Consider the following 2673-nt stretch of genomic DNA (forward strand, 5'->3'; position numbering starts at 1 on the left):
TGTGGATACTCTAGGGCACAGCTTTATTGTTGATGGCAAACATCTGAAATCGAAAAACCAGTGGTATAACAAACAAATAGCTGCTCTCAAGGAAAATCAACCACAAGGTTTTTGGTCTAAAAGATTAGCTCGCATCACTGAAAAGCGCAATCGTCAGATACGGGATGCTGTTAACACTCGCAGCGCGATTAATCATCAACCATGGCCTTAAACATGGAATTGGTACAATTGTTTTTGGTTGGAATAAAGGTCAAAAACAATCAATTGATTTAGGCTCTAAAACTAACCAAAAGTTGGTACAAATTCCTACTGCAAGACTCAAAGAACGAATCAAGGAACTTTGTAGCTTACATGGGTTACAATTTGTAGAAACCGAAGAGTCTTATACCTCGAAAGCTAGCTTTTTAGATCATGATGTTCTCCCAACCTACGGTGAAAAACCCGACAACTGGGAACCATCAGGAAAGCGCGTTAAACGGGGTTTATATCGTTCTGCTGCGGGCTATTTAATTAATGCTGATTGCAATGGTGCAGCCAACATCCTGAGAAAAGTAGCTGGAAGGTTCAATCTTAATTTGGGCCAACTAGGTAGAGGCGCATTGACAACGCCTTTAAGAATTCGATTTTGGATTGCTTAAGAATCCCCGTCTCTTTAGAGCGGGGAGTGTCAATAGCAAAATTTATTTAGAGGTTGTCTGAGAAGTCCCATTTGCTACATTTTACATCTAAGCCCCCGCGCATCCCCCAAAATTGGGAGACTTTTAGAAAAAAATTGATTCTTGTTCCCCCCAAAGTTGGGAGGCCAGGGGCAGGGCTAATTCATTGTCGCGCCTAGAATATTTACAACTGTATATTTTTGGTTAACTCTCTCTAGCAAGATGTACAAAATTTCAACATTTCAAAGGATACAATTTTTCGATCGCGTGACAATGAATTGACCTTACTCCTCCACTCCCCTACTCCCCTACTTCTTTTTTCTCTCATGACTATGAATTAGCCCTGGGGCCAGGGGGGCAAAATTCACTATCAAAAAACTTTTCAGATATCCTCTTAGACTTATCATCATGTCAGATACTATTACAAAATTTACTTATCAAACATTTCAACAAGGTAAAATTTACTTCGCTTTAGCTCACAAACAAATTTCTACTCGGCTGAGAAATTTTGTTTATCCAACTCTTGAATTTAAAACTCAACCTTTATCTCCTGAAATTCTCCAAAAAATGCAGAAACGCATTGATGAAATTATGGAAAGAGATTTGGCAGATGGAGAAAATGGTATTTATCCAGTTAATATTATATTTGATAATCCCTGGTCAGATTTTTTCAGTTATTATCCTAATATTTGGCTAGATATGCCTACAGTTTGGAATAGAATTAAACAAAAGAAATATCAAGAATTTTCTCCACAAATAGATACTCAAGATTATCCTAGTTATTATTTACAAAATTTTCATTATCAAACAGATGGGTACTTAAGCGATACATCAGCTAATCTCTACGATTTGCAGGTAGAACTTTTATTTAATGGTACTGCCGATGCTATGCGCAGACGAATTTTAGCTCCTTTAAAAATGGGATTAGAAAAGTTATTTTCTGGACAAAATTTAGAGGCGATCGCTCCTCAAAAGTTACGAGTTTTAGATATTGGTTGTGGTACTGGCAGAACTTTAAAGTTTATTCGTGCTACTTTACCAAAGGCGGATCTTTATGGTGTTGATTTATCGTCGGCTTATTTAAAGAAAGCTCATCAATTATTATCTGAAGAGTTGGGAGAGTTGCCTCAACTTTTACAAGGAAATGCTGAGAATTTACCTTTGAGAGATAATTTTTTTAAGGCAACAACTTGTGTTTTTATGTTCCATGAATTACCGCCGATGGTACGTCAAAAAGTAATAGAGGAAGCTTTTAGAGTTACTCAACCTGGGGGTATTTTTGTGATTTGTGATTCGATTCAAGTTTCTGATGAACCTGATTTTTCGCCAATGTTAAAAAACTTCCCAGCAATGTTCCATGAACCTTATTATCAGAGTTATATTACAGATAATTTAGAGGAACGTTTGGAGAAAGTAGGTTTTATTAATATCACTACTGAGGTTCATTTCGTTAGTAAGTATTGGGTGGGTTATAAACCTATTGAAGAAGTAGTTAGTAGTCGGTAGAACTGAGAATGCTTTATGGGTTTAATATCTCCATTACTCTCAGAGTTTACAGGTTTGGTGGGGTATCTAATAAGGGAAAAGATAATCAATTTTTACAATAATTTTTGTCGCATAATTAAGGTTTCAAGCCTCTCCTTTAAAGGAGAAAGGAGAAAAAAGAAATTTTTTTCTTTTTAGTCAATCTTCTTCTTTTTTAGGAGAGGTAATTATTAATTATTATTTGTTGAAAATAAATTTAGGATTGAGGAAAAATGCTTCAGAGCAAGGCTGTTTAATTCTCGGTTGAGGTTTTGAATCTTTAGTTTATACTCCCAAATTTTCATTTTGTGAAGCGCATAACTTGAGAGTGTGTGATGAGGAAAATATCTACTTCCCTTCTTTGTTGCGGATGTCGCAATAGTCATTTCATTTTGTGAAGCGCATAACTTGAGAGTGTGTGATGGGGAAAATATCTACCTCCCTTCTTTGTTGCGGATGTCGCAATAGTCATTTCATTTTGTGAAGCGCATAA

General features: G+C 36.1%; 3 protein-coding genes. All 3 read left to right on the forward strand.

Annotated elements, in window-relative coordinates; genetic code table 11:
* On the forward strand, positions 1–211 hold a 211-nt coding region (locus tag AC3DU7_RS30630), incomplete at its 5' end, for a transposase (RefSeq protein ID WP_488043008.1).
* Positions 165–638 (forward strand): IS200/IS605 family accessory protein TnpB-related protein, encoded by a 474-nt coding sequence (locus tag AC3DU7_RS30635; RefSeq protein ID WP_488043009.1) that lies wholly within the window; start codon positions 165–167, stop codon positions 636–638. The genes AC3DU7_RS30630 and AC3DU7_RS30635, both read left to right, overlap by 47 nt.
* A gap of 426 nt (positions 639–1064) precedes the next feature.
* Positions 1065–2162, forward strand: a complete 1098-nt coding sequence (locus tag AC3DU7_RS30640) for a class I SAM-dependent methyltransferase (RefSeq protein ID WP_488043010.1) — start codon at positions 1065–1067, stop codon at positions 2160–2162.
* Positions 2163–2673: the final 511 nt, after the last annotated feature.

The organism is Okeania sp., from assembly GCF_983059655.1.